The organism is Enterobacter cloacae complex sp. IR5418, assembly GCF_049238105.1.
Taxonomy (GTDB): domain Bacteria; phylum Pseudomonadota; class Gammaproteobacteria; order Enterobacterales; family Enterobacteriaceae; genus Enterobacter; species Enterobacter hormaechei.
The window spans coordinates 1-23,221 of record NZ_JBMKHS010000047.1 but is presented as its reverse complement, the minus strand read 5'-3'; the positions used below and the strand labels follow the sequence as shown (position 1 = coordinate 23,221).

Sequence of the window (23,221 nt, the reverse complement as noted above, 5' to 3'; positions counted from 1 at the left end):
AAAACACAACCCGCTACGGGGAGACTTACCCGAAATCTGATTTATTCAACAAAGCCCATATATGGCCTAATATTTCGCTCCATAATTCATAACCATTAAGGTTCCATAGCCAGCCGATTTCGCCATTTAAATAAGCTGGATGTCTGAAGCCTAATGCAGGAATAAGGAAACCGTGCATAACGATAGTAATGATTAACCCGTACGCAGCGCCATACCATAACCTGATTTTGGGCCAGTATGCAGAGATGAGGACATAGAGGAAGGCGAATGCAAAGCTGAACAACCAGTGATATAGCATAACTGCACCCGGAATAGTTACGCCCTGATAAACGTAATCCAGTGAATGGGAGTTGATTCCTGCCCACCCAAGCCAGGCGTCTATATGGACCGCTGGTGGTGATATCTCCCCGGCGATACGAGGTGGCATATTGGCTTCAGTTCCGGACTTTATCAAGGAACTCATAAATCCCCCAATAATAGTGCCCCAGAACAGAATTTTTAGATTCACTTTACTTTTTGTCATAGCGTAGATCTCCAGCGATTTGCTTATTAATAGCATCGTCTATATTTTAGCAGCTGGTATTTAGAGTGCATTGAAGGAAGGGATTTCAATAAGTTATAAAAGAATTTAACGGTACTGAGCTGAAAAGGTTAAGTTGCTTCTTATATAAAACGTGACCGACGTATTGTCGGCCACTGAATTGCCACGGATAATCCAGACACTTCTGAGCCGTTGATAATATAGGTTTTCATATTCAGTCGGTGGCATCTGACTGACTGCCCTGATCAGAGTGAACCCGTACCTGCTTTTGAGGATTACGCCTCCACACCGCCATAAGTAATGCGTTCAGGACAATCTCTTTTGTCATGCGGGGTTGCATTGACCAGCCGATACTTTTCGGGAGAACAGGTCAACCACCACGGCGAGAGACAGCCAACCTTCGTGGGTTCGGATGTAGGTTATGTCCGTCACCCAACGCTCATCCGGTGAGTCCGGATTGAACTGCCGCTGGAGCCTGTTGGGTGTCACGATGCTGGCTTCGCCTTTACGTGCACATGGGCTACGGTACCCAACCTGAGCTTTTATTCCGGCACGCTTCATCAGCAGCCAGACTCAAGCCAGAACTGTTTGATCTTCCCGGTCAGCATCTGGTCTGTCTGGTGGCGCTGTGAATGTGGTTGCTTAAGCCAGAAATAAAATCCACTCGGATGGACATCCAGAACCCTACAGAGCAAACGAATATGCGAGGAAAAACGCTCTGCCAACGCTCGACATTATAAGTCAGCAATGTTACGGGATATCAGAGGATAAAATTGAGGAATTACAGAGAGAAAACAGATTGGTGCGTCTGAATGGACTCGAACCATCGACCCCCACCATGTCAAGGTGGTGCTCTAACCAACTGAGCTACAGACGCAGGATGGTGCGTTCAATTGGACTCGAACCAACGACCCCCACCATGTCAAGGTGGTGCTCTAACCAACTGAGCTATGAACGCATTGTGTTGTCGGTGACAACGGGGACGAATATTAGCGGCACAGCACCGAGGTGGCAAGAGGGAAAATGCATTTTTCTCTCTGATTTCACGCGATTGCTTCATTACCGCGCAAAGTGAAGAGAAAGTAGCCGCCAGCCAGCGGCTACTGTGTCATTAACGTGCAGCGCGCTGCAAAATAACCGCAGACGGCTGACGTTGCAGGAAGCGCATGCGCAGCATCATCATAATGGCCGCTGACGTTAAGCCGATGATAAAGCCCATCCAGAATCCGGCTGGTCCCATGCGATCCACCACCAGATCCGTGAGCGCCAGAATGTACCCACACGGCAGGCCCAGCACCCAGTAAGCGATAAAGGTGATAAAGAAGATAGAGCGCGTATCTTTATAGCCACGCAGCACGCCGCTGCCAATCACCTGAATGGAATCTGATATCTGATAAATGGCGGCCAGCAGCATCAGATGCGAGGCCAGGGTCACTACTTCCGGGTTGTCGTTATAGAGCAGGGCAATGTGCTCACGCAACAGCACCGTAAAGAGCGCGGTGCAAACTGCCATGCAGACGCCAACGCCCAGTCCGGTGCGGGCCGCCGTTTGTGCATCCAGCGTTGAGCCTTGTCCCAGTCGAAAGCCCACGCGGATCGTCACCGCAGCTGCCAGGGACATCGGCAGGACGAACATCAAAGAGCTGAAGTTCAGCGCGATCTGGTGTCCTGCCACATCGATAATCCCTAACGGCGATACCAGCAGGGCGACGACGGCAAACAGCGTCACTTCGAAGAACAGCGCCAGCGCAATGGGCAGCCCCAGCTGAAAGAGACGGGTCATGAGCGTCCAGTCAGGCGCGCTGAACGTGGTGTCGTTACGAATATCACGCATGGATCGCGCATGTTTAATGTAGGTGATCATACAGCCGAACATCACCCAGTACACCGCAGCCGTCGCCACGCCGCAGCCCACGCCGCCGAGTTCCGGCATGCCAAAATGACCGTAAATAAAGATATAGTTCACGGGAATATTCACCAGCAAGCCGATAAAACCCATCACCATGCCCGGCTTGGTTTTTGCCAGCCCTTCACACTGGTTACGTGCCACCTGGAAGAACAGATAGCCGGGGGCACCCCAAAGCAGGGCGCGCAGATAACCGACCGCCTTATCTGCCAGGGCCGGGTCGATATTATGCATGGCGCGGATAATATACCCGGCGTTCCACAGGACGATCATAATCAGTAAGGAGACACCCCCGGCCAGCCAGAAGCCCTGGCGCACCTGATGGGCCACGCGGTCGCGTCGACCGGAGCCGTTAAGCTGTGCAATGACAGGCGTCAGCGCCAGCAGCAGGCCGTGACCAAAAAGAATGGCCGGGAGCCAGATTGAGGTTCCGATCGCCACGGCGGCCATATCAGTGGCGCTGTAACCACCGGCCATTACCGTATCCACAAATCCCATTGCGGTTTGGGCTACCTGCGCGACGATCACCGGTATTGCCAGTGCCAATAACTGACGCGCTTCGATCATATACTTCTGCACGTGAACACCTTTGTATTGTAGTTATTTGAGAGACTAAAAAGGCCGCCGTAACTGGCAGCAAGAAGAAAAAACAGAGGGATGCCAGCTATTGTAGCGGGGTTTAACTAATTATCTAGTGAAAAAATCGCCAGAAATTGAGCATCACTGGCAACCTGTTTTTTCAACTGTTATTGTGGTGGGATTATACGGTGTCATCGCCGTTCGGAATGAACAGGAGCTGTAAGCATGTTTACTGGTATTGTGCAGGGCACAGCCAAAGTGGTGTCCATTGATGAAAAACCGAATTTCCGTACTCACGTGGTTGAGCTGCCTGAATATATGCTCGACGGCATTGAAACCGGGGCGTCGATAGCGCATAACGGTTGCTGCCTGACGGTGACTGAAATTAACGGTAACCAGATCAGTTTCGATTTAATGAAAGAGACGCTGCGCATCACTAACCTGGGTGAGCTGGTGGTAGGGGACATCGTCAACGTTGAACGGGCGGCGAAATTCAGCGATGAGATTGGCGGGCACCTGATGTCGGGCCATATTATGACCACCGCAGAAGTGGCGAAAATCGTCACCTCGGAAAATAACCGTCAAATCTGGTTTAAGGTGCAGGATCCGTCATTAATGAAATACATCCTGTATAAAGGATTTATTGGCATCGATGGGATTAGTCTGACCGTCGGTGAAGTGACGCCAACGCGTTTTTGCGTGCATTTAATTCCTGAAACGCTGCAACGTACCACGCTCGGCGCAAAAAAACTGGGGCAGCGCGTGAATATCGAAATCGATCCGCAGACCCAGGCGGTCGTGGATACCGTTGAGCGCGTGCTGGCGGCGAAAGAGGCGGCGATAATAAAGGCCGTGGAAGAAGAATAAAAAATAACCCCGGGTAACCGGGGTTAATTTTTCAGCGGGCCACACGCAAACCGTGTTCAATACCACGACTAAACACCACCTGCCATAGCTGTATATCCCGTGCGCGGAATGCGCCCGCACAAGCATTGAGATAATAGCTAAACATCCGTTTGAATCGTTCCGAATAGTTGTCGGCGATTTCAGGCCATGCAGCCTGGAAACGTTCATGCCAGGCCATCAAAGTCGTGTCGTAATCTGCACCGAAGTTATGCCAGTCTTCCACAATAAAATGCGGTTCGCTGGCGTTCGCTATCTGGCGAACAGAGGGTAAACAGCCATTCGGGAAGATATATTTGTTGATCCAGGGATCCACATTGTTATCGGTGCGCTTAGAGCCGATGGTGTGTAGCAGAAAAATTCCGTCAGGCTTCAGGTTACGATCGGCAACCTCGAAGTAGGTCTTGTAGTTCTTCGGCCCCACGTGCTCGAACATGCCTACGGAAACAATGCGGTCGAACTGCTCGTTCAGGTCGCGGTAGTCCTGAAGCCGAATATCAACATCCAGACCCAGACAGCGTTCCTGCGCCATCTTCTGCTGTTCAGCCGAAATGGTGACACCGACGACGCTGACGCCGAAATGTTTCGCCATAAACCAGGCAAGACCACCCCAGCCACAGCCGATGTCCAGCACCCGCATACCGGGCTGTAACTGCAATTTATCGCAGATCAGTTGCAGTTTGTCCTGCTGCGCCTCTTCCAGGGTGGTCGCTTTTTTCCAGTATCCGCAGGAGTACTGCATTAAAGGATCGAGCATACGGCTGAACAGATCGTTGCCCAGGTCATAATGCTCTTTACCGACGATCCACGCCCTTTTTTTACTTTGCAGATTGAACAGGCGGGCGGAGGCGATACGTAACGTATCTTTGAAATGACGAGGGAGCTGTTTTTCAAGACCGGCGCGTAATACGCTGGAGAAGAACATATCCAGCCGCTCACACTCCCACCAGCCGTCCATATAGCTTTCACCCAGCCCTAACGATCCCTCCTGTAACACGCGTTTGAAAAAATCGGGATGTTTGATCTGGGGATCGGAGGGGGATGCGCCATTAATCGTAATGCCCGCACGTCCCAACAGTTCACTGACGATCCTGGACCAGTTATCGTCCGGAACGCTGACTTCTTCTATACACGATGAACTCATAGCTTCTCCATCACCTTGCTGTGATCAGAACCTTAAAACAGCGTAGACGCTTTTTTGGTTTGTGAGAAATCTCACGGTAAATGCCCGTGAGGCTAATATCCGACGTAGAACAGAGGAAGGGAGATGACCCTTGCCGAAATGCCTTCCATGGTAAAACGGGAGCACTCCGGCTCCCGTTAACACTTAATATTTATCGTATTTAATCGAACCAAATTCAGTATAGGCCGCAAAATTTGGTGATTCAACAGAAAATTGTTAGCAACCTAATCACTGGTTATTAACATAATTTCCCATGCAATCAGGCGTGCGACGTTTCTGTCTGCGCGCGATGGGCAGAGGATTGCATGCGATAGCCCAGCCCTGCCAGCGCAACGGTAACCAGCATCACGCTGGTAGTGGTGAGCAGCGGTGTGGCAATCAGCGCAGAGACCACGAGGCTGGCCAGGAAACACAGGCCAAGTTGCAAGGTATTTTGCAGCGCGGCAGCGCGGCCTGTCGCCTGCGGGAAAGGACGCAACGCCTGGGCCACAACGATAGGGTAGATGGCCCCGTTCGCGATCGCCATGACGCAGAACGGAATCAAAATTTCTGCCAGCCCGGCGCCAGGAATAAAGCCTACGCCCCAGGTCGCAATCACGCTTAACGCATACAGCACCAGTAACCAGGGCAGCATCTGCTGGCCATCCCATTTTTGCAGTGCGGCGCGACAGCCATAACCGCCCACCAGGAAGGCGATGGTCTGTGGAACGTAGCTCAGGCCGATAGCCGCCGGGCTGTAGCCCATATCATGCAGAATGAACGGCGAACCGGTCAGCCAGGCAAAGAAGCTGGCAGAGCAGGCGGCATAAATCAGCACGTTACCGCGATAGGCTTTTGCCCGCAGTAAGGTGGTAAAAGTAATGGGCTTCGCGTCCGGATGTGTCTCTTTTTTATGTGCTGGTTTAAGCCCGATTGCGGGCAGCATGAGCACCAGCGTGATGGCAAAGAGCGTGGCAAAAATGGCCTGCCAGTCGAAATGCGCCAGGATCCAGCTGCCCAGCAGCGGGGCGAGGGCCGGTGACAGGCCAACCAGCGGCATAATGGTGGCGAAAATGCGGTTAGTGCGCGAGGCCGGATAATAATCGGTCACCAGCGCCTGCCAGGTGACCGCTGCGGCACAGACGCCGACCGCCTGAATAAAGCGCAGCGCCAGTAGCCAGGCGGCATCGCGGACCCACAGCATACCCAGACAGCCTACGGCAAAAATCGCCAGCCCCAGCAACAGGACAGGTTTACGGCCAAAACGATCCGAGAGCGGCCCCCACAGCAATTGCGCAAAAGCAAAGCCGGCAAGGAACAAGCTTAAACTGGCGCTGATGGCGGCGGCAGGGGTTTGCAAATCTTCCTGCATCGCGGCGAACGCGGGCAGATACATATCGGTCGCCAAAAAGCCCAGCACGCTTAAGCCGCCGAGCCAGACTAAAAATCCTTTCCTGGGTTGCACTGTTTATTCTCCTGAGGAGGCAGGTGTACGTTGGCGCAGAGTGTAGGGAGTGCAAAGCGGCTTGTGAAACGCTAATATTTGGCGGGTCCATTCAAAAATTTTGCAGGCAAAAGATGTGGTCAGATTATTCCCTTGAAGTGGTCGATGCCGTGGCGCGTAACGGCAGCTTCACCGGTGCCGCCCAGGAGCTGCATCGCGTTCCTTCGGCTATCAGCTATACGGTGCGTCAGCTTGAAGCATGGCTGGCGGTCCCGCTGTTTGAGCGGCGTCATCGCGATGTAGAACTCACGCCTGCCGGAGCGTGGTTTTTGAAAGAAGGGCGGTCTGTTATCAAAAAAATGCAGATCACCCGCGAGCAGTGTCAGCAGATCGCCAACGGCTGGCGCGGGCATCTCTCAATCGCGGTAGATAATATCGTTAAGCCGGAACGGACCCGGCAGATGATCGTCGATTTTTATCGTCATTTTTCCGACGTCGAACTGCGTGTATCGCAGGAAGTGTTCAACGGCGTCTGGGACGCGCTGGCGGACGGCAGGGCAGAGATGGCGATTGGTGCAACCCAGGCGATCCCGGTTGGTGGGCGCTACGCGTTTCGCGACATGGGCATGCTGAGCTGGACCTGCGTAGTCGCGCGCGATCACCCGCTGGCGGCGCTGGAAGGGCCGTTGAGCGATGACACCTTGCGCAACTGGCCTTCGCTGGTGCTGGAAGATACTTCCCGTTCGCTGCCCAAGCGCATTACCTGGCTGCTGGATAATCAGCGCCGCGTGGTCGCGCCGGACTGGGAGTCGTCAGCCACCTGTCTGAGCGCGGGGCTGTGTGTTGGCATGGTGCCGGTGCATTTTGCGCGTCCGCGCATCGACGCGGGGGAGTGGGTGGCGCTGACGCTGGAAAATCCCTTCCCGGATGCTGCGTGCTGTCTGACGTGGCAGCAAAACGACGTCTCACCCGCCATGGCCTGGCTGCTGGATTATCTGGGTGACAGCGAAACGCTGAACCGGGAGTGGTTACGGGGGCCAGCATAGCTGACCCCGTAAAAGGATTAACGACGGTAGTCGCGGAACGGACCGTCCGCAACGGAACGGCGTTCAATCAGGCGCGGATGGACTTCAATGGACTGGGACTGTTCACGCTTGTTGACGATCCTGTCCATCAGCATATTGAAGGCCGTTTCACCCAGCGAATCTTTTGGCTGGTGAATGGTGGTCAGCGCCGGGGTAAAGAAGCGGGCGTTGCGCACGTTGTCATAGCCAATCACCGAGATGTCCTGCGGGACGCGCAGGCCGAGTTCATCTGCCGCGCAGAGCGCGCCCATCGCCATGATGTCGCCGCCGCAGAACACCGCGGTAGGGCGATGTGGCTGGGAGACGATCTGCTGCATGGCGCGATAGCCCGACTCCGGCTCAAAGTCGCCCTGAACAATCCAGTTTTCCGGTACGGTGATCAGCGCCTCTTCCATCGCTTTCATGAAACCGGCCAGACGGCCAGCACCGGTGTTACGCTCCAGCGGCCCCGGGATCACGCCAATCTCACGGTGACCACGCTCTACCAGGTAACGCCCCGCCATGTAACCGCCTTCAAAGGCGTTATCAATCACGGAGTCGGTGAAGTCTGCGCGGGCTTCGCCCCAGTCCATCACCACCATTGGAATGTGGCGATACTCTTCCAGCATGGAAAGGACCGACTCCGGGTATTCAGAGCACATGACCAGCAGACCGTCCACGCGCTTTTGCGCCATCATCGACAGGTAAGCGCGCTGTTTTTCAATGTTGTTCCACGCGTTGCCCAGAATCAGGGTATAGCCTTTCTGGAAGCAGTTTTTTTCTACGGCTTCGATGATTTCAGCAAAGTAGGCCGCTTCACTGCTGGTGGCCAGCAGGCCAATCGATTTGGTGTGATTAACCTTCAGGCTACGGGCGACCGCACTCGGCGAGTAGTGCAGTTCTTTGATTGCCGCCCAGACGGCATTACGTGTTTCTTCAGCGACAAAACGCGTTTTGTTAATAACATGTGATACGGTTGTAGTGGAAACGTTTGCGCGTTTTGCTACGTCTTTAATTGTTGCCATTAAATGTCACTCCAGACCATATCCTAAGCTCCTGAAAAATATGAAGGTAAACGTTTGCCTTCTCTCACCCTTATTACGCAAACATGAGTTGCGACACGCCGGGAAAACGACACAGGACGTCAGGAGGGGGTCAGTGGCCGGTACGCTAATAAATTTAGCGTGGAATTTTGTCCTATCTTGATGAAAAGGGGAAGAGGTAAAGTGGATATCCGTTTAAATCCTGGAAGATTTTTGACCTGAACTGTGTAAAAATGAGCAAGCTCACTTTTCGTAGGGTGAATAAAAGGAGAAAAATTGATGAGTACCGATCTGAAGTTTTCGCTGTTTACCACCATTGTTGTTCTTGCTCTTATCGTCGCCGGTGGATTAACGGCTGCGCTGCACTGATTTACACAGGGGGAGACGCTTCTCCCTCTCTTTCTGCAACTGTTCCTTCTCCGGCAAAAATCTTTTGCCAAAATGTTAACTTCTCATTTTTTGTGATTGATGTCATGCTTTTGACTTCTTAGTTCTGTGTCGTGTCAGGACACGGCATCCGGAGTTCATTCATGAAAATCAATTTTCCCCTGCTGGCCCTGGCGATTGGCGCTTTTGGGATTGGCACCACTGAATTTTCCCCAATGGGGTTACTGCCTGTTATCGCCCGGGGGGTGGACGTCTCTATCCCTGCGGCCGGTATGTTAATCAGCGCCTACGCGATCGGCGTGATGGTGGGCGCGCCGCTGATGACGCTGCTGCTTTCGCACCGTGCGCGCCGCAATGCGCTGATTTTCCTGATGGCAATTTTTACTCTCGGAAATGTGCTTTCCGCAATTTCGCCGGATTACACCACGCTGATGCTTTCCCGTATTCTGACCAGCCTCAACCATGGCGCCTTCTTCGGACTGGGCTCGGTTGTTGCTGCCAGCGTGGTGCCAAAACATAAGCAGGCCAGTGCGGTCGCCACCATGTTTATGGGCCTGACGATCGCTAATATCGGCGGCGTTCCGGCAGCCACCTGGCTGGGAGAAGCCATCGGCTGGCGTATGTCTTTCCTCGCCACCGCGGTGCTGGGCGTGGTCGCCATGGTCGCGCTGTTCTTCTCTTTGCCAAAGGGGAGTGCCGGAGAACGTCCGGAAGTGCGTAAGGAGCTGGCGGTGCTGATGCGTCCCCAGGTGCTCTCCGCGCTGCTCACCACGGTGCTGGGGGCGGGGGCGATGTTCACCCTTTATACCTATATCTCCCCGGTGCTGCACGATATTACCCACGCAACGCCACTCTATGTTACCGCGATGCTGGTGCTGATTGGCGTCGGTTTTTCGATTGGCAACTATCTCGGCGGGAAATTTGCCGACCGCTCCGTCAGCGGGACGTTGAAAGGCTTCTTAACCCTGCTGATTGTCATCATGGTCGCTATTCCGTGGCTGGCGCGTAACGAAGTGGGCGCTGCGATTGCCATGGTGGTGTGGGGCGCCGCAACCTTTGCCGTCGTGCCACCGTTGCAGATGCGCGTGATGCGCGTCGCGCACGAAGCGCCGGGGCTTTCTTCGTCCGTTAATATCGGCGCGTTTAACCTGGGCAATGCGCTGGGGGCCGCAGCGGGCGGGGCGGTGATCTCCGGTGGTTTGGGTTACAGCTTCGTGCCGGTGATGGGGGCAATCATTGCCGCACTCGGACTGCTGCTGGTGATGATGTCTGGTCGTAAACAGCCTGAAGCGGTGTGTACGGCGGAATAAACAAAAACGCAGAAGGGCTGCCCCTTCTGCGTGTCTCTTACGCGGCGAAGTTCTTCGCAACAAATTCCCAGTTTACCAGTGCCCAGAAGTGTTCCAGGTAGTTCGGGCGCGCATTACGGTAATCAATGTAATAGGCGTGTTCCCATACGTCCACGGTCATCAGCGGCGTTGCGCGGGTGGTCAGAGGGGTACCCGCATTCGAGGTGGATACGATAGCCAGTTTGCCATCGGCTTCTTTTACCAGCCAGGTCCAGCCGGAGCCAAAGTTTTTAACGGCGGCGTCTGTAAACTTCGCTTTGAAATCCGCGAAGCTGCCGAACGCGGCGTTAATCGCTGCGGCCAGATCACCGGTAGGTTCCCCGCCTGCATTCGGTGCCAGGCAGTGCCAGTAGAAGGTGTGGTTCCACACCTGAGCGGCATTGTTGAATACGCCACCGTCTGAACTGCGCACGATCTCTTCCAGCGTTTTGCCTTCGAAATCGGTACCTTTGATCAGATTATTCAGGTTGGTGACATAGGTCTGGTGATGCTTGCCGTAATGGTACTCCAGGGTTTCCGCAGAAATATGCGGGGCCAGGGCGTCTTTTGCATACGGTAGTGCAGGTAATTCGAACGACATTGCTTCTCTCCTTATAGTTTTATACGTTGCCAATAACCCTACAGACAACAAGGACAGAATAGCAAATTGAAAGGGTATGCAAAAGAGGAACTTACCCTGCCACGGAGGCGGCAGGGCAGGGATTAGCGGATGGTTTTTGGCGTCATTACGCGGCGCGCACCCACATAGTGGCGCACCCAGTAATCTTCGCTGAGGGAGGTGATCTGAATGTCCTGGCCGCTGCGCGGTGACTGGATAAATTTACCGTTACCCACATATACCCCAACGTGATCGGCCGTGCCGCGACCCTGGGTGCGGAAGAACACCAGATCGCCATTTTGCAGTTCGCCACGGTTTACAGGCGCAGCGTCGCGCAGATGGTACATCTCATTGGCGGTGCGCGGAATGCGGAACTTCACCAGATCTTTATAGGCATAATAGACCAGCCCACTACAGTCGAAACCAGTGCGGGGAGAGGTGCCACCCCAGCGATACGGTTTACCAATTTGCCCCATCAGTTTATTCATCGCCGTTTTTTGCGCTTTCTGCATGCGCGCTTTATGCACGTCAGCCAGCTTCGTCACTTTAGCGCATTTCGTTTTATGGCCTTTGCGAACGGTGCATTTTTCGTTAACCAGGCTGGCGGTTTTGCGGGTGGTTTTGTGCGTGCCGGAACGGAGAGTTTTACTTTTGCTGGAGGCGGTCTTTTTGGTCTGAGCGGTTGTTTTTTTCTTAACTGTCTTACTGGTGGTTTTTTTCTTACGTTCTGTGCTTTTTGCCAGATGCGTTTTTTGTACGGCAGAATGCCGCGCCTGTTCAGAGGCGTTCGCCGCTGGCGTCAATGAGAGTGTGGTAAACAGTAAAGCACAGAGCGTCATCGAGATTTTAGTTATCCGCGCCACTGGGCAGTCCCCTGATAAGTGCAGGCCACAATGCATACCCGCGTAAGATTTACAAAACCTGTCGATTCTAATCCATAAAATCAGAAGAAGTTAATAGCATTTTTCATTCAAAACGCGTGTTTCGTTAGCAAGTGCAAAAAAATTCACCGTTGTGAAGCACTCCTGGTCGCTCCTTAAGCAAAACCGCGCCGCGTCTGGCGATAAACGTCATTAGCAATGCAACTTTATGCAATAAACGATAAAATCATTAGACGTGACAAAAATGTTATTTTCCGATGTCGGCCTGACCCGCTACAATGTCAGACTGATGCCGTAACAGAAGTTAAAGGAAGCAAGACATGAGCACCACTATTGAAAAAATTCAGCGCCAGATCGCTGAAAACCCGATTCTCCTGTACATGAAAGGTTCTCCGAAGCTGCCAAGCTGCGGCTTCTCCGCGCAAGCGGTTCAGGCGCTGTCCGCCTGTGGTGAGCGTTTTGCTTACGTTGATATCCTGCAAAACCCGGACATTCGCGCTGAGCTGCCAAAATACGCCAACTGGCCGACCTTCCCGCAGCTGTGGGTTGATGGGGAACTGGTTGGCGGATGCGACATCCTGATTGAAATGTATCAGCGCGGCGAACTGCAACAGCTGATCAAAGAGACTGCGGCGAAATATAAATCTGAAGAGCCGGACGCAGAGTAAGTTTTCTGCGGATATAAAAAAGCGACCACAGTATGTTGGTCGCTTTTTTTTGTCCTGTAGGGCTGTCGCTTACCCGGTCTACGACTGAAGATCGGCCTCGTCGCCCATCGGCAGCGGCCAGCCGCCCAGACGCTTCCAGCGGTTGACGATCTCGCAGAACAGCTCCGCCGTACGCTCGGTGTCGTATAACGCCGAATGCGCCTGGGTACCGTCAAACGCAATACCCGCCGTGATACAGGCTTTAGACAGCACGGTTTGCCCCAGCGCCAGGCCGCTTAGTGCGGCGGTGTCGAACGTCACAAACGGATGGAATGGATTACGCTTCAGCGAGGCGCGCTCGGCGGCGGCCATGGTGAAGCTGTGATCAAACGTAGCGTTGTGGGCCACCATGATGGCGCGGCTACAGTCATTTTCTTTCATACCTTTGCGCACCATTTTGAAAATGGCATGCAGCGCCTCGTATTCACTTACCGCTCCGCGCAGCGGGTTTGTCGGATCGATACCGTTAAAGGCCAGCGCCTCTGGCTGTAAGTTTGCCCCTTCGAAGGGTTCAACGTGGAAATGCAGCGTGGTGTCCGGTACAAGCCAGCCCTGTTCATCCATCTTCAGCGTGATGGCGGCAATCTCAAGCAGCGCATCGGTTTTAGCGTTAAATCCGGCTGTTTCTACATCAATGACAACGGGATAAAAACCACGAAAACGGTCGCACAGACCGGTAAATTGAGCGTTATCGGACATCAGGGTCTCTTACAAGGGGGAAAAAGCAGTGCGCATTATGGCAAATTTTGAGAGGGGATGCAGCAAAACAACGGGCGCATAGTGCGCCCTGCGGGATCAATTGCCCAGACCGCGACCAGCGTCTTTGGCTTCGATCAGTTCGATTTTATACCCGTCCGGATCTTCCACAAACGCAATCACGGTAGTGCCACCTTTAACCGGACCGGCTTCGCGGGTGACGTTACCGCCGTTGCTGCGGATGCGTTCGCAGGCTTCGGCGGCATTATCCACTTCCAGCGCGATATGGCCGTAAGCCGTACCCAATTCGTAGCTGTCCACGCCCCAGTTGTAGGTCAGCTCGATGACTGCTTCATCAGACTCCGGGCCGTAACCGACGAACGCCAGAGAGTATTTATATTCCGGGTTTTCGCTGGTGCGCAGCAGCTTCATGCCCAGAACGTTAGTGTAGAAATCGATGGAACGTTGCAGGTCGCCAACGCGCAGCATGGTGTGAAGTAGGCGCATAATTTCCTCATTAACCAGTGGAATGGATTATCTTTTTGAACAGAAACGATGTTTTAGTATAGCGGCGAAAGGTCGCCGCTATCAATGAACAAAGCGGGATTAGAGTGAAGGGTAGTCGGTATAACCTTCCGCGCCGCCACCGTAGAAACTTTCAGGGCGCTGTGGGTTCAGTTCGGCTTTCTTCTGCAAACGGGCAACCAGATCCGGGTTAGCAATGTAGTCACGGCCAAAGGCCACGGCGTCGATCAGACCTTTCCCGATCAGATCCTCGGCTTTCTCTGCCGTATACGCGCCCGCCCCGATAATCACGCCCTGGAAGCGCTCGCGCACTTTCTGACGGAAGGCTTCACTGTAAGGCTTGCCGCCTGCCCAGTCCGGCTCAGACATGTGCAGATACGCGATACCGCGCTTCGCCAGCTCTTCAATCAGATACAGCGCGTCTGCTTCTTCATTCGAACCGTTGTCGACGTTCTGGAAAGTACCAATCGGAGAGACACGAATACCAATGCGGTCTGCGCTCCACTCATTACAGACAGCATCCACCACTTCAAGCACCAGACGTGCGCGATTTTCAACGCTGCCGCCGTACTGGTCGGTACGCTGGTTGGAAGATGGGGAAAGGAACTGATGCAGCAGGTAACCGTGCGCAGAGTGAAGCTCAACCAGGTCGAAGCCAGCTTCACGGGCGTTGGCGACGGCCTGACGGAAATCGTTCACGATACCCGGGATCTCGTCCAGCTCCAGCGCGCGTGGGGTGGTGGTGTCGACGCGGATCGCATTACCGTTTTCATCGCGCAGGGAAGTGCGGGTATTGGCGTTCAGGGCAGAGGCAGAAACCGGTGCCTCACCGCCAGGCTGGATGCTGCTGTGTGAGATACGACCGGTATGCCACAGCTGAACCGCAATACGGCCATCTTCAGCATGTACGCCTGCGGTAATTTTTTTCCACGCGGCGATCTGTTCCGGGCTGTGCAGACCCGGCGCACCGGCGTAGCCTTTTGCCTGGGCAGAAATTTGCGTGGCTTCAGAAATAATCAGGCCCGAGCTGGCGCGCTGACGGTAATACTCACCCATCAATGGCGTTGGAATATCGCCCGGCTCGATGCTGCGCAAACGGGTGAGTGGGGCCATAAACACGCGGTTTGGGGCAGTAACAGCACCCACTTTCAGTGGAGTAAATAGCTTTTCAGCGGACATAATGGCTCCTGAGTAGACCAGTCGACTAGTAAAACAGTAAATAAAAACGCCAGCTACACGCCTGGCGCGGTAATACAGTTTTTCACATGCGCCAGCGCGCTTTCGAGCGGCACGGCGCTGCGAGACATTTTTGCTTGCAGGTTGGCGCCTAACCAGAGGGAATAGAGCACCTGCGCCTGCGTGAGCGGATCGCCGGAGAAGGAGAGCGTTTGTTCATTGCGCCCGTTCTCCAGCGACTGGGCCAACAAGGCTATAACGCCGCTGGCCCCTTTATCCATGGCGGTGCGCATATCTTCGGAGAGATCGCACACTTCGGCAGAGAGTTTTACCGTCAGGCAGCCGCTGATGATGCCCTGCTGACAGAACTGCGTCAGCGTCTCCTGATAGTAGTTCAGAACACGATCCCGGTAGTTACCCTCACCGCTGGCGAAATGGGTTGCCAGCCGCTGATGGTAGCTGGCGTAGTGCCGCTCCAGCATGGCGACGCCAAACGCCTCTTTGGATCGAAAATAGTGATAAAACGATCCCTTAGGTACTTCAGCGGTTTTTAACAACTCGCTCAGCCCCATCCCGGTAAACCCGCGATGCATGCACAGGCGCTCGCCAGTAGCCAGTAAATGTTCGCGCGTATCGTGTTCAGTGTGTCTGCTCATATCCTTACTCTAATAGACCGTTCGGTCTAATGCAAGCCAGCTTCACGCCGACATTGCGACAGAATATCCAGCTGCGGTTGATAAACCGTTGATTTCACGTCCATCATACCCAACACGGTAGCGAATAAATTGTCCTGTGAAACCGCCTCTTTTGCGGCATGGCTACGCAGGCAGTCCGTGTTTACGCCGAAGTTTTTCACATAATCCGGGGAGAGCCAGAACATAAACGGAATATGCGTCTGCTGCTCCGGGGCCAGCATATACGGCGTGCCGTGCAGGTAAATTCCGCTTTCGCCCAGCGACTCACCGTGATCTGAGAGGTAAATCAGCGCCGTGTTCATGCTGGCCTGACGAGCTTTCAGCGCGTCGATGGTTCTGCTGACCACACTGTCGGTATACAGAATCGAGTTGTCATAGGTATTGATTAACGACTGGTGATCGCAATCCTGGATTTCGTTCGTATCGCAGGTTGGGGTGAACTTACGGAAACTGGCCGGATAACGGTTGTAATAGGCCGGACCGTGGCTACCCATCAGGTGGATCACCAGGACCGTATCCTGCTTCAGACCGTCCAGCACGTTATCCAGACGGTAGAGATCGGCGTCGTCGATACAGGATTTATCTTTACAGAATTGTTCCAGCTTCCACTGGGTCATGTCCGTGTGCGGCACGCGGTCGCAGGCCCCTTTACACCCGCCGTCATTGTCGCGCCACAGCAGGTTAAACCCGGCGTGGTTAAGCACATCAAGCAGACCTTCCTGATGATGGGCGAGGTCCGCGTCATATTTTTTCCGCGTCATACCAGAGAACATGCAGGGGACGGAGACGGCGGTTTCGGTTCCGCAGGAGGTGGCCTGCGGGAAGTTGATGACATCCTGCTTTTTCAGCTCGGGGTTGGTTTCACGCGGGTAACCATTTAACGAGTAGTTTGCGGCGCGGGAGGCTTCGCCCACCACCAGAACCAGCACGGTTTTCTTGTGTTGACCGGAAATCAGCGCGCCTTTATGGGCATCCTCGCCAATGCGGACCAGGGTCTGGTCGCCGGCAAACCAGCGCATTTTGCTGTACTTCACCACGGCGCTCACATAATTCGCCGGGGTGACCATTTTGACGATGCTTTTATTGTTGCGGAACAGCGAGGCATAGTCTTTATAGAACACCGCTGCGACCAGGATGATTACCAGCAGCGCGCCAAGCATTGCGGCGAAGCGCGTCAACAGGGCATACCACCATTTTCCGGTGCGAATGCGCGTCAGGGCTAAAATAATCGATGGAACCAGACCCGCCACGACCAGCCACAGAATCATCTGCGGTGTCACCAGGGCAGTCGCTTCCTGAGAATTCGTCTCGAACACGTTCACAATCATGTTCTGATCGATAACCGCGCCATAGGTATACATAAACCAGGTCGCGGCGGCGCATCCCAGGGTCAGGACGATCATGAGCGGCTTGCGAATATAGGGAATATTGAGCAGGCTAAAAACAATGACCCAGCCGCAGAACAGCACCAGCGGTACGCTGGCGGCAAACAGGACATCGTGCAGATGCGCAGGCGCAATGATTGACCAGCTGCGCTGGATAAACAGTGCATTCAACACGGTGAAGAAAAGTGCACAGGCGAGCGTAAACTTTATATCGTTACAGTGTAACTTTTTAGTGAACCACATGATAACCAGACCATTCGTTATATCAATGTGGCGAGTATAAGAAGGGAAGATTAGCGAAACCTTAATGCCCTGTTTGTGGCAGACACTCCTTGCATGCAAGCCATTTAGGGTCTTCACTGTAGGGAATAATCACGTTGTGGAGGTAGGTGTGGCAGAGCAACTGGAATTTTTCCCTGTCCAGAGCCCGTGCCGGGGTATTTGCCAGGTTGATGAACGAGGATACTGCCGCGGGTGCATGCGCACGCGCGATGAACGTTTTAACTGGCAAAATTTCAGCGACGCGCAAAAGCAGGAGGTCTTACGGCTCTGCCGACAGCGTCTGTTGCGTAAAATTCGTGCAAACAAAGCGGTTGAACCTGAAGAACCCCAGCAACCTTCACTGTTTTAGCAGGGTAATTGCGTATACTGGTGACATGACTTCCTTGAGGAAAATGTTATGGTTCAGCGTATTACCCTTGCCCCACAGGGCCCGGAATTCTCCCGATTTGTCATGGGCTACTGGCGCCTCATGGACTGGAATATGTCTCCGGTCCAGCTGGCGGATTTCATAGAAGAGCATCTCGATCTCGGGATCACCACCGTCGATCACGCTGATATTTATGGCGGCTATCAGTGCGAGGCCGCCTTTGGCGAGGCGCTGAAGCGTGCCCCGGCGCTGCGTGAACGTATGGAAATTGTGACCAAATGCGGTATTGCCACCACAGCAAAACCGGAGAATGCCCTTGGGCATTACATCACTGACAGCGCGCATATCATTAAAAGTGCCGAGCAGTCATTGGTTAACCTGGCGACCGACCGTATCGACCTGCTGCTGATCCACCGTCCCGATCCGTTGATGGATGCGGATGAGGTTGCGGAAGCCTTCCTGGCGCTGCACCAGAGCGGCAAAGTGCGTCATTTTGGCGTTTCTAACTTCACACCGGCACAGTTTGCGCTATTGCAGTCTCGTCTGCCGTTTACGCTGGCGACGAATCAGGTGGAGATCTCGCCTGTTCATCAGCCGCTGCTGCTGGATGGTACGCTCGACCAACTGCAACAGCTGCGTATCCGTCCTATGGCCTGGTCTTGCCTGGGCGGTGGTCGCCTGTTTAATGATGAGGCATTCCAGCCGCTGCGTAACGAGCTTGAAACGGTGGCCCGCGAACTGAATGCGGAGAGTATTGAGCAGGTGGTTTACGCCTGGATCCTGCGTCTGCCGTCTAAACCGTTACCGATTATCGGCTCTGGCAAAATTGAGCGCGTCCGTGCTGCGCTTGTCGCTGAAGAGCTGGAAATGTCGCGTCAGCAGTGGTTCCGCATCCGTAAGGCGGCGCTGGGCTACGACGTACCCTGAGCATACCTGAGCCTGACTTTCCGGTGAAATCTGCGCCTCTGGTATAGACTTAAGGTGCAAAAAATAACCCGTGGAGGTCATATGAAGCGTTTTGCTCTGGCAATGGTCACGCTGGTTGTGTGCGCAGGGGCGCAGGCAGCCAGCGAGGACGTTGAAATGAATCTCGTCACTTCTCAGGGTGTAGGTCAGTCCATCGGGACGGTGAAAATCACTGAAACCGGTAAAGGACTGGAGTTTGCACCCGATCTCAAGGCACTCCCACCCGGTGAACATGGTTTTCACGTTCATGCTAAAGGCAGCTGTCAACCCGCGATGAAAGAGGGGAAACCAACAGCTGCGGAAGCCGCAGGGGGGCATCTGGATCCGCACAACTCCGGTAAGCATGAAGGCCCGGATGGGATGGGGCACCTCGGCGATCTGCCCGTGCTGGTGGTGAATAACGACGGTAAAGCCACCGATCCCGTTGTTGCGCCGCGACTCAAAAAGCTTGAAGAGGTCAAAGGCAAGGCGCTGATGATCCACGTGGGCGGCGATAACATGTCCGATCAACCTAAACCGCTTGGCGGCGGCGGGGCGCGCTATGCCTGCGGGGTAATTTGATCGCCAATTGTTCCGGGTGGCGGCGCCTGTTCAAGCTGTGACAGGGAGCAGTGCAGCCGCCATATAATGGACGCCAGATCGCGGGCCGCAGGCTGGTGATGGTGCGCCAGCGTGTCGCATATACGCTGAAGTTCGGCGAGCGTGACGCTCAGAGGGCGCTGCTGCACCCCGCGCTCGCTCATCACATCGCGGAGCATGGAAATACAATTATCACGGACCTGCGACAGCGGGTCTGAACGCGTCTCCCAGGCGCGCAGCTGCCACACCACGTGCGAACAGTTTAGCAGCACCACGCCCCAGCGCAGTAGCCAGCGACGGGAGAGTGAATCCTGGCTGTTGTTCAGCTGGCTGACATGATGATAGACCAGCGATTCATACTCGCTTTCGCGCAGGTGTGGCCTGCGGCTCAGCTGATCCACGAACCCTCTGCGTAATTCCCGAATATGCCTGCGGCTTTTACGCGCGTCAGAGCCAGGGCGTAACACGGCGAAAGCCAGCCACGCCAGCCCCACGCCGAGGATCTTCGCCAGGTTGTCATTGAGAAACTCAGCGTAATCATAAATGGGTGGATTCGTTACTGAGATAAATGAGCCCATAAATACAATCAACTGGCCCCACAGACCGGCAAGTTTCGGCATTTGCAGCTTGAGCAACTGCATAGTGGTTAAGAGCGGGAAGAGAAACAGCAAAAATTGCCAGAGATCGGTTATCTGCACCATCAAACCAAATTTCACCACAAAGCTGAACAGCGACAGCAGCACCAGCGTACGCAGAAGGAGCGTCAGGGAGTTAAAGGGGGAAGCGGCGACGGAATAGAGTACACAGCTGATTGCCGCCAGCGTCAGGGCCGCACTGCCTGCATCCCATTGCGTGGTGATGGCCCATGCGCCCACGGTCGTCAACGCGCAAAACGTACGAAAACCGCTCCACAGCGCCTCCATTGCGTCGGTATGGCGCGCCAGAGCGGGACTACCGGGAACGGAAAATTCGGTGACGGGCGTGGCATTTTCGACGGCTTTTAACCAGCGACTGCTGCGCAGATACAGGCGGCAGAAATAGTTCAGACGCTGCCAGAAGGCGCGGTGGCGGTAGTCATATTCATCCGTTGGGGCGAGCGGAGCGATAATACGCGCCACGGTATAGATATCGGCATCCGGACGCGCAAGGGTGGCGAGCAGCGCCTCGATAACCTCCCGGGTATGGGCTGGCGGCGCAGGCCAGTTCAGCAACATTCGACGTAGGCTTGAGATCGCACTGGTCATTCGCAGCTGCTGGTGCAGCAAATAGTTCAGGAGCGTGTTCTGGCGGCGAAAACGGTAGTGGCTCCAGAAAGCCTGGATGCGTAACAGATTCATGGTCAGGATCTGGCCGATGACTTTTTCGTGCGCAAGACGGATGTCATCATTACTGTCAGGCTGCCAGAGCAGGCTGGCATGTTCCAGCAAACGTGCATGCATCGTTTTAAGGGCGGTGATAAGCGTAGTGCCATCTGAGGTACTGGGCAGGATCATCATCATCACGCCCCCGCACAGAATGCCGACCATCACTTCACACACGCGTGCCTGAGCGATATCCCACAGTTCGGTGGTATCCAGCACGTTGACGACCGGAAAGGCGATAATGGCCGCGGTGTAACCCGCCAGTTGAAACGCATAGGCAACGTTATTGGTAAAATGGGCGCAGGCCCAGGTACACAGCCCCAGCCATGCCGACATACTTAACAGAAAGAGCCAGGGATCGTTCAGGGTATGGCCTGCAAGAAGCAGGGCGGCGGTCGCCCCCAGCAGGCTACCCGCCACGCGCCCGAGGCTTTTACTGATAACGCCACCGACGGTAGGGAAGCTGACGACCGCCGCAGAGGTCATCGCCCAGTAGGGCTCACCCAGATTCAGATAGTAGGCAACCGTAAGCGCAAGGCACATGGCGATTCCGTTGCGCAGCGCGTAACGCCACTGCGGACGTGTCGCTTTTATCCAGGGCGTATTGCGCCAGGAGAAAGCCCCCAGGTTCATTATCGCGACCCGATGGCGACGGTGCAGGTCGTGCCAGAGACCAGGGTAATGTCTTTCGGCAGGTGATCAAACTCGACGCGAACAGGCACCCGCTGAGCCAGACGTACCCACGGTACGTTGGGTTTGATGTCGGGCACCAGGCCAGAATCGGTTTCCACGCTCTGATCGTAAATTGCCCGACCTATGCTGCTCACGTGACCCTGTAACGTTTCGGAGCCGCTGTAAAGTGTGATCCGGGCAGGCGCGCCCTCGCGGATATGGCGCAGCTTGGTCTCTTCAAAATAACCTACAACATAGAAAGAGTGGCTATCGACCAGGGCAAAGACCGGCTGTCCAGTGGTGGCATAATCCCCCACACGGGTAGAAAGGCTCGTGATCCAGCCATCCACCGGGGCTTTGACCACTGTCTGGGTGAGTTGCCACTCGGCCTGTTTCAGCGTTGCCTCTGCAACCTTCAGGCTGGCCTGCATGGTTTTCACATTGATATTGGCGGTATCGAGATCTTCCGCAGAGATGTAATTCCTCGAGAGATGTCGGCGGCGGTCGGCTTCGTTATTGGCTTTTGCCAGATCTGACTGAGCTTTAGCGAGCTGCGCCTGGGCATTAAGCACCGCAATATGGAAAGGGGTCTCATCGATGCGAAATAACACATCCCCCGCGTGAACGAACTGATTATCCTTCACCAGAAGCGCGCTGATACTACCGGACACCTGTGGCGTGATGCTGACCTGTTCCGCGCGGATCTTACCATCACGCGTCCAGGGCGACTGCATGTAATAATTCCAGAGCCACCAGCCAGCGACCAGCGCCAGTGCTAAAACGAAAAGAGTGGAAAAATATTTTAAGGTTTTCAATGCTATTCTCACCACACGGTTAACACGGCAAGGCCAAGACAGACGGAGAGGGTAAACAGGGAGAGATCCATTAACATGGGGTGCCAGATTTCACCGGAATACATCCAGTCGCGCAGCAGGCGATGGGCAACGAGCCAGATCACAAAACCGACCATCACGGCCTTAAACACTGGCGGAAAGTAGACCGAAGCGCCAACAATCAGATCCTGGAGGGGCAACCCTGCGGAGAAGGAAAAAAACGTCACAAGCAGCGATCCTTTGCAGTGGAATGAGGGCCACAACGGCATTTTTTAATGCGATGGCGCATTACCAATCAGTGTAAATCATCCTTTCAGGAATGATGAATACCGTGATTGCATTTGTTTTGGCAATACAAATACTGCAAACTATTCTAAAATCACTATAATCACTTAGCAAGCTAATTATAAGGAGATGAAATTGGAATCGCCATTAGGTTCTGATCTGGCAAGGTTGGTACGCATTTGGCGTGCTCTGATTGACCATCGCCTGAAACCTCTGGAACTCACACAGACGCACTGGGTTACGCTGCATAACATTCATCAGCTCCCGCCCGATCAGTCACAGATCCAACTGGCAAAGGCGATTGGTATTGAGCAGCCGTCTCTGGTGCGTACCCTTGACCAGCTGGAAGAGAAGGGACTCATCTCCCGGCAAACCTGCGCCAGCGACCGTCGCGCCAAGCGGATTAAACTGACGGAAAAAGCAGCCCCAATTATTACTGAGATGGAAACCGTCATCAGTAAAACGCGAGGGGAGATCCTGGCCGGTATTTCCCCGGCCGAGCTGGAGATGCTGATTGGCCTCATCGCCCGTCTTGAACAGAACATCCATGACCTACAGTCACGCGACTGACGTTGTTAACAGGCCTTGCTCATGCAGGGCCTGTGTCATCATTTGAATACCACCACCCGGTTGCGGCCCGTTTCTTTTGCCTCGTACATGGCTTTATCCGCGCTTTCCACACAGGTTTCCGCACTGGTTTGCGGTGACGTTGCGGTGAAGACGCCCATACTGATGGTAATCGGTTCCGGAAGATGACCACCGCTGCTGGCTTTATCGAAACCACTGAGTGACTTTGTTGAATAAATCGAACTTTTGCTGAGTTGAAGGATCAGAT

25 protein-coding genes, 2 tRNA genes and 1 pseudogene are annotated in these 23,221 nt (G+C 54.3%); 9 read left to right on the top strand and 19 right to left on the bottom strand.

The window, feature by feature from the left end; genetic code table 11:
* Nucleotides 1-25: 25 nt before the first annotated feature.
* From ACOTX7_RS22030 to mdtK, 5 genes and pseudogenes are all read right to left on the bottom strand, one after another.
* Nucleotides 26-523, bottom strand: a complete 498-nt coding sequence (locus tag ACOTX7_RS22030; RefSeq protein ID WP_221813621.1) for a DUF1440 domain-containing protein — start codon at nt 521-523, stop codon at nt 26-28.
* Between the two features lie 235 nt (nt 524-758).
* Nucleotides 759-1,242, bottom strand: a pseudogene (locus ACOTX7_RS22025) (DDE-type integrase/transposase/recombinase); the annotation flags it as partial.
* Nucleotides 1,243-1,341: 99 nt separating this feature from the next.
* A tRNA-Val gene (locus ACOTX7_RS22020) sits at nt 1,342-1,418 on the bottom strand.
* A gap of 4 nt (nt 1,419-1,422) precedes the next feature.
* Nucleotides 1,423-1,499 (bottom strand) — tRNA-Val (locus ACOTX7_RS22015).
* Nucleotides 1,500-1,652: 153 nt separating this feature from the next.
* Nucleotides 1,653-3,026 carry an MATE family efflux transporter gene (mdtK, locus tag ACOTX7_RS22010; RefSeq protein WP_205921010.1) on the bottom strand — a complete coding sequence of 458 codons (1,374 nt, stop codon included), beginning with the start codon at nt 3,024-3,026 and terminating at the stop codon, nt 1,653-1,655.
* A gap of 225 nt (nt 3,027-3,251) precedes the next feature.
* On the opposite strand from mdtK, the gene ACOTX7_RS22005 reads away from it, so the two are divergent.
* Nucleotides 3,252-3,893, top strand: a complete 642-nt coding sequence (locus ACOTX7_RS22005) for a riboflavin synthase (RefSeq protein ID WP_006809015.1) — start codon at nt 3,252-3,254, stop codon at nt 3,891-3,893.
* 31 nt (nt 3,894-3,924) lie between these two features.
* Here the strand turns inward: ACOTX7_RS22005 and cfa are convergent, their stop codons facing one another.
* Together cfa and punC are read right to left on the bottom strand one after the other, a co-directional pair.
* Nucleotides 3,925-5,073, bottom strand: a complete 1,149-nt coding sequence (gene cfa / locus ACOTX7_RS22000) for a cyclopropane fatty acyl phospholipid synthase (protein ID WP_039273624.1) — start codon at nt 5,071-5,073, stop codon at nt 3,925-3,927.
* 298 nt (nt 5,074-5,371) lie between these two features.
* Nucleotides 5,372-6,556, bottom strand: coding sequence for a purine nucleoside transporter PunC (punC, locus tag ACOTX7_RS21995; protein ID WP_221813622.1), 1,185 nt, complete (start codon nt 6,554-6,556; stop codon nt 5,372-5,374).
* Nucleotides 6,557-6,669: 113 nt separating this feature from the next.
* Between punC and punR the strand changes: the two genes are divergently transcribed.
* Nucleotides 6,670-7,581 (top strand): DNA-binding transcriptional activator PunR, encoded by a 912-nt coding sequence (gene punR / locus ACOTX7_RS21990; RefSeq protein WP_047353996.1) that lies wholly within the window; start codon nt 6,670-6,672, stop codon nt 7,579-7,581.
* Nucleotides 7,582-7,598: 17 nt separating this feature from the next.
* On the opposite strand, the gene purR is transcribed toward punR, so the two are convergent.
* Nucleotides 7,599-8,624, bottom strand: coding sequence for an HTH-type transcriptional repressor PurR (gene purR, locus ACOTX7_RS21985; protein ID WP_006809011.1), 1,026 nt, complete (start codon nt 8,622-8,624; stop codon nt 7,599-7,601).
* A gap of 297 nt (nt 8,625-8,921) precedes the next feature.
* Between purR and ACOTX7_RS21980 the strand changes: the two genes are divergently transcribed.
* Nucleotides 8,922-9,011 (top strand): YnhF family membrane protein, encoded by a 90-nt coding sequence (locus tag ACOTX7_RS21980; RefSeq protein ID WP_003857632.1) that lies wholly within the window; start codon nt 8,922-8,924, stop codon nt 9,009-9,011.
* A 161-nt stretch (nt 9,012-9,172) separates the two neighbouring features.
* A complete protein-coding gene (locus ACOTX7_RS21975; RefSeq protein WP_221255879.1) occupies nt 9,173-10,339 on the top strand; it encodes an MFS transporter in 1,167 nt (388 codons plus the stop codon).
* A gap of 37 nt (nt 10,340-10,376) precedes the next feature.
* Here the strand turns inward: ACOTX7_RS21975 and sodB are convergent, their stop codons facing one another.
* Both sodB and ACOTX7_RS21965 read right to left on the bottom strand, forming a co-directional pair.
* Nucleotides 10,377-10,958 carry a superoxide dismutase [Fe] gene (gene sodB / locus ACOTX7_RS21970; protein WP_006809009.1) on the bottom strand — a complete coding sequence of 194 codons (582 nt, stop codon included), beginning with the start codon at nt 10,956-10,958 and terminating at the stop codon, nt 10,377-10,379.
* 122 nt (nt 10,959-11,080) lie between these two features.
* Nucleotides 11,081-11,839, bottom strand: coding sequence for a C40 family peptidase (locus ACOTX7_RS21965; protein ID WP_032673507.1), 759 nt, complete (start codon nt 11,837-11,839; stop codon nt 11,081-11,083).
* Nucleotides 11,840-12,177: 338 nt separating this feature from the next.
* Here ACOTX7_RS21965 and grxD point away from each other — a divergent pair, with 338 nt between their 5' ends.
* A complete protein-coding gene (grxD, locus tag ACOTX7_RS21960; protein ID WP_006809007.1) occupies nt 12,178-12,525 on the top strand; it encodes a monothiol glutaredoxin 4 in 348 nt (115 codons plus the stop codon).
* A 78-nt stretch (nt 12,526-12,603) separates the two neighbouring features.
* Here the strand turns inward: grxD and rnt are convergent, their stop codons facing one another.
* From rnt to eptA, 5 genes are all read right to left on the bottom strand, one after another.
* Nucleotides 12,604-13,263 (bottom strand): ribonuclease T, encoded by a 660-nt coding sequence (gene rnt / locus ACOTX7_RS21955; RefSeq protein ID WP_003857625.1) that lies wholly within the window; start codon nt 13,261-13,263, stop codon nt 12,604-12,606.
* A 96-nt stretch (nt 13,264-13,359) separates the two neighbouring features.
* Entirely contained in the window at nt 13,360-13,767 is a 408-nt protein-coding gene (gloA, locus tag ACOTX7_RS21950; RefSeq protein ID WP_003857623.1) for a lactoylglutathione lyase, read from the bottom strand.
* Nucleotides 13,768-13,866: 99 nt separating this feature from the next.
* Complete coding sequence (locus tag ACOTX7_RS21945; RefSeq protein ID WP_221255880.1) at nt 13,867-14,964, bottom strand: alkene reductase; 1,098 nt, start codon at nt 14,962-14,964, stop codon at nt 13,867-13,869.
* Nucleotides 14,965-15,017: 53 nt separating this feature from the next.
* Nucleotides 15,018-15,617, bottom strand: a complete 600-nt coding sequence (locus ACOTX7_RS21940) for a TetR/AcrR family transcriptional regulator (RefSeq protein WP_221255881.1) — start codon at nt 15,615-15,617, stop codon at nt 15,018-15,020.
* 26 nt (nt 15,618-15,643) lie between these two features.
* Nucleotides 15,644-17,284: a phosphoethanolamine transferase EptA gene (gene eptA, locus ACOTX7_RS21935; RefSeq protein ID WP_221255882.1), complete on the bottom strand. Its 1,641-nt coding sequence runs from the start codon at nt 17,282-17,284 to the stop codon at nt 15,644-15,646.
* 148 nt (nt 17,285-17,432) lie between these two features.
* Here eptA and ACOTX7_RS21930 point away from each other — a divergent pair, with 148 nt between their 5' ends.
* From ACOTX7_RS21930 to sodC, 3 genes are all read left to right on the top strand, one after another.
* Nucleotides 17,433-17,672, top strand: coding sequence for a DUF1289 domain-containing protein (locus tag ACOTX7_RS21930; RefSeq protein WP_003857614.1), 240 nt, complete (start codon nt 17,433-17,435; stop codon nt 17,670-17,672).
* Nucleotides 17,673-17,720: 48 nt separating this feature from the next.
* Nucleotides 17,721-18,617 carry an aldo/keto reductase gene (locus ACOTX7_RS21925; RefSeq protein ID WP_221255883.1) on the top strand — a complete coding sequence of 299 codons (897 nt, stop codon included), beginning with the start codon at nt 17,721-17,723 and terminating at the stop codon, nt 18,615-18,617.
* 81 nt (nt 18,618-18,698) lie between these two features.
* Nucleotides 18,699-19,217, top strand: coding sequence for a superoxide dismutase [Cu-Zn] SodC (sodC, locus tag ACOTX7_RS21920; RefSeq protein ID WP_006809001.1), 519 nt, complete (start codon nt 18,699-18,701; stop codon nt 19,215-19,217).
* On the opposite strand, the gene ACOTX7_RS21915 is transcribed toward sodC, so the two are convergent.
* Genes ACOTX7_RS21915 through ACOTX7_RS21905 form a run of 3 tightly spaced genes read right to left on the bottom strand, consistent with a single transcriptional unit; the run spans nt 19,196 to nt 22,328 of the window.
* Nucleotides 19,196-21,229, bottom strand: coding sequence for an FUSC family protein (locus ACOTX7_RS21915; protein ID WP_221255884.1), 2,034 nt, complete (start codon nt 21,227-21,229; stop codon nt 19,196-19,198). The genes sodC and ACOTX7_RS21915 overlap by 22 nt on opposite strands.
* A complete protein-coding gene (locus ACOTX7_RS21910; protein ID WP_047354075.1) occupies nt 21,229-22,089 on the bottom strand; it encodes an HlyD family secretion protein in 861 nt (286 codons plus the stop codon). Before ACOTX7_RS21910 ends, ACOTX7_RS21915 begins: the two co-directional genes overlap by 1 nt.
* Before the next feature lie 2 nt (nt 22,090-22,091).
* Nucleotides 22,092-22,328, bottom strand: coding sequence for a DUF1656 domain-containing protein (locus ACOTX7_RS21905; protein WP_032673505.1), 237 nt, complete (start codon nt 22,326-22,328; stop codon nt 22,092-22,094).
* 187 nt (nt 22,329-22,515) lie between these two features.
* Between ACOTX7_RS21905 and slyA the strand changes: the two genes are divergently transcribed.
* Nucleotides 22,516-22,956 (top strand): transcriptional regulator SlyA, encoded by a 441-nt coding sequence (gene slyA / locus ACOTX7_RS21900; protein WP_006808997.1) that lies wholly within the window; start codon nt 22,516-22,518, stop codon nt 22,954-22,956.
* A gap of 38 nt (nt 22,957-22,994) precedes the next feature.
* Here slyA and ACOTX7_RS21895 read toward each other — a convergent pair.
* A partial coding sequence (locus ACOTX7_RS21895) for a GGDEF domain-containing protein (protein ID WP_421626157.1) occupies nt 22,995-23,221 on the bottom strand: 227 nt, incomplete at its 5' end.